Origin of the sequence: Bacteroides caecigallinarum, assembly GCF_016902295.1 — a bacterium.
Classification (GTDB): Bacteria; Bacteroidota; Bacteroidia; order Bacteroidales; family Bacteroidaceae; genus Phocaeicola; species Phocaeicola caecigallinarum_A.
The window spans coordinates 1-238 of record NZ_JACJLQ010000215.1; the positions used below are offsets into that span (position 1 = coordinate 1).

Sequence of the window (238 nt, forward strand, 5' to 3'; positions counted from 1 at the left end):
AGTCAGATTGCTAAGACAGCTAGGATGTTGGCTTGGAAGCAGCCATTCATTTAAAGAGTGCGTAACAGCTCACTAGTCGAGGAATTTGGCGTGGATAATAATCGGGTATGAAGTTGTCTGCCGAAGCCGTGGAACCAGCAATGGTTGGTAGGGGAGCATTCCATTCTGCGTCGAAGGCGTGGCGCGAGCCACTCTGGAGCGTATGGAAAAGCAAATGTAGGTATAAGTAACGATAAAG

Annotated in this window: 1 rRNA gene; it reads left to right on the forward strand. The window is 48.3% G+C overall.

The window, feature by feature from the left end:
• Positions 1-238 (forward strand): 23S ribosomal RNA (locus H6A27_RS14870); the annotation flags it as partial.